Origin of the sequence: Mesorhizobium sp. M7A.F.Ca.CA.001.10.2.1 (genome assembly GCF_003998575.1) — a bacterium.
In the GTDB taxonomy this organism is placed as follows: domain Bacteria; phylum Pseudomonadota; class Alphaproteobacteria; order Rhizobiales; family Rhizobiaceae; genus Mesorhizobium.
Genome location: NZ_RZQY01000703.1, coordinates 1 through 3,052 on the forward strand (window position 1 = coordinate 1; position 3,052 = coordinate 3,052).

Consider the following 3,052-nt stretch of genomic DNA (forward strand, 5'->3'; position numbering starts at 1 on the left):
CGGGGACCACCGTGCTCACGGCCGAGAATAGCTATTCCGGCTTCACCATCATCAACGGTGGCGGTGGGCTCTACATCAATGGAGACCAGACTGCCGCGAGCGGACAGACCATCGTCGCCGCGGGTACGCTTGGCGGCACGGGCGTTGTCGGCGGTGACGTCCTTGTTGACGTGGCAGGCAGACTGGCTCCTGGCGGCCTTGGCGCCACGCCCGGCACGCTCACGATCAATGGCAGTCTTGATCTGGCCTCCGGGTCGAACCTCGACTATTCGTTCGGCCAGGCGGGCGTGGTCGGCGGCGCTTACAACGATCTGACCGTCGTGCATGGCAATCTGACGCTCGATGGCACCATCAATGTCACGGAAGCCCCGGGCGGCAATTTCGGGCCGGGCATCTATCGCGTCATCAGCTATGACGGCGCGCTTGCCGACAACGGGCTGGACACAACATCGGCCAACCACGTGGTGCAGACGTCGGTCGCGGGCCAGGTCAACCTCGTCGACATCAGCGGCCAGACCCTCAATTTCTGGGATGGCGACGCCGGTCCAAAAAGCAATGACGTTGTCAACGGAGGAAACGGAACCTGGCGGGCCGCTGGAGACGACAACTGGACCGGTTCGGATGGCAACCTGAACGCGGCCTTCACCAATGGCAGCTTTGCCATCTTTGCCGGCGCAGCCGGTATGGTCAGCGTCGACAACACCAATGGCCAGGTGCAGGCCGTGGGCATGCAGTTCGCGACCGGCGGGTATGTGGTCCAGGGACAGGACATCGAATTGCTCGGGCCGCAGTCGACCATCCGGGTCGGCGACGGCACGCTGGTCGGGGCAGGCTTCAGCGGAACCATCGCATCGAACCTCACAGGTGCGACTCAACTGGTGAAGACGGATCTTGGAACGCTGGTGCTTACCGGCACCAACAGCTACACCGGCGGCACGGCCATCAAGGGCGGCACGCTGCAGGTTTCGGCGGATGCCAATCTGGGCGATACCTCTGGCGGCTTGAGCCTGGACGATGGCGCAACGCTGCAGACCACCGCGGCCTTCACCTCGGCGCGTGACGTCACTCTCAATTCGGGTGTCGGCACTTTCCAGACCGATGCGGATCTCATCCTTTCGGGCCCGCTCACCGGCGCTGGCGGTTTTAACAAGACGGGCGCCGGAGCACTCACCCTGACCGGCTCCAACAGCTATGCCGGGTCGACCATGGTCACGGCCGGCGGCCTCTATGTCGATGGCGACAACGGTGGTGCGACGGGCGCGGTCTCGGTTGCGAGCGGCGCGACCATCGGCGGCAAGGGCGCGATCGGCGGCGCTATCACGGTCGCCGACGGGGCGACCCTGTCACCCGGCTCGGCCGACGACACCCCAGGCACGCTGGCGATCGCTGGGAATCTCAATCTCTCCAGCGGCTCGATCCTCAACTATTCCTTCGGCGAGGCGAACGTCGTCGGTGGGGCGCTCAATGACCTGACGACAGTGGGCGGCAACCTCGTCCTCGACGGCACGCTCAACGTCACCACGAGCGCAGGCGGAACCTTCGGGCCAGGCGTCTACCGTGTCTTCAGCTATGACGGCACTCTCACCAACAACGGCCTCGCCGTGGGCACGATCCCGTCGACGGGTTATTCGATCCAGACATCGATCGATCACCAAGTGAACCTCGTCAACACCGAAGGCCTGACCTTCAACTACTGGGATGGCGCTGCCGGCCCCAAGAACAACGGCGTGATCAATGGCGGCGACGGCGTCTGGCAGGCTTCGGCCGGCAATGACAACTGGGCCAATGAGACGGGCACCATCAATGCCCCTTACGCCGACGCTTCCTTCGCCATCTTTGCCGGCCAGGCCGGCACGGTGATGGTGGATGAAGGCTTGGGCCACGTAACTGCCTCTGGCATGCAGTTCATGACCGATGGCTATAGTGTCCAGGGCAATGCCGTCGAGCTCACCGGACCATCCAGCAGCATCGTCGTCGGCGACGGTACTGCGGCGGGCGCCGGCATGACGGCCACGATCGCCTCCGTTCTTTCGGGCGACGCGCAGCTTGTCAAATCCGACCGCGGCACGCTGGTGCTGACCGGCACCAACACCTACACCGGCGGCACGGCGATCAATGGCGGCACGCTGCAGGTTGCTGCCGATGCCAATCTTGGCGACGCCGCCGGCGGGCTCAGCCTCGACGGCGGCACGCTCAGCGCGACCAACAGTTTTGCTACCTCTCGTGCGCTGAATGTGATGAGCTCCGGCACCGTCTCGACCGCCGCCGCCACGACCTTGACGCTGAACGGCGCGCTGACCGGGTCGGGTGCATTCACCAAAGCCAGCGATGGAACCCTTGTGCTGGCCTCAGGCGACTCCGCTTTCGCCGGTGCAACTGGCGTGCAGCAGGGCACCTTGGCGGCCGGTACCGTCGACGCGCTTGGCGCCGCGTCGGCATACACGGTTGCCTCAGGTGCAACGCTCGACCTCGCCGGCTTTAACCAAACCGTGGCTTCGCTCGGCAACGCAGGCTCGGTGCGGCTGGGCACCGCGCCCGGCACGACGCTGACGATCAATGGCGATTACACCGGCAATGGCGGAACCATCTTCCTCAATGCCGCGCTCGATGGCGATGCCTCGACCACCGACAAGGTCGTCATCCATGGTAGCACCTCCGGCACCGGCATTTTTGCGGTAGGTAATGTCGGCGGAGCGGGGGCGCAGACCATCGAGGGCGTCAAGATCGTCGATATCGACGGAACCTCGGCCGGCACCTTCTCGCTGGCTGGCGACTATGTCTTCCAGGGCGACCAGGCCGTGGTCAGCGGCGCCTATGCCTACCGGCTCTACAAGAACGGTGTCAGTACGCCGGCGGACGGTGACTGGTATCTGCGTTCGGCGCTGATCAATGGATCGCCGAACCCACTCTATTCGCCGGCCGTACCGATCTATGAGGCCTATGCGGGCGTCCTGCAGAGTCTCAACGAACTGGACACCCTGCAGCAGCGCCTCGGCAACCGGTCTTGGGTGGGCGCTGCTCAAGGCTCCGACGAGATCGGGTCCGTTCCGTC

At 64.7% G+C, this 3,052-nt stretch carries 1 protein-coding gene; it reads left to right on the top strand.

Going from position 1 to position 3,052, the window contains the following annotated elements; genetic code table 11:
- Positions 1-11: 11 nt before the first annotated feature.
- The coding region (locus EN964_RS30300; RefSeq protein WP_164776092.1) for an autotransporter outer membrane beta-barrel domain-containing protein at positions 12-3,052 on the top strand (3,041 nt) is incomplete at its 3' end.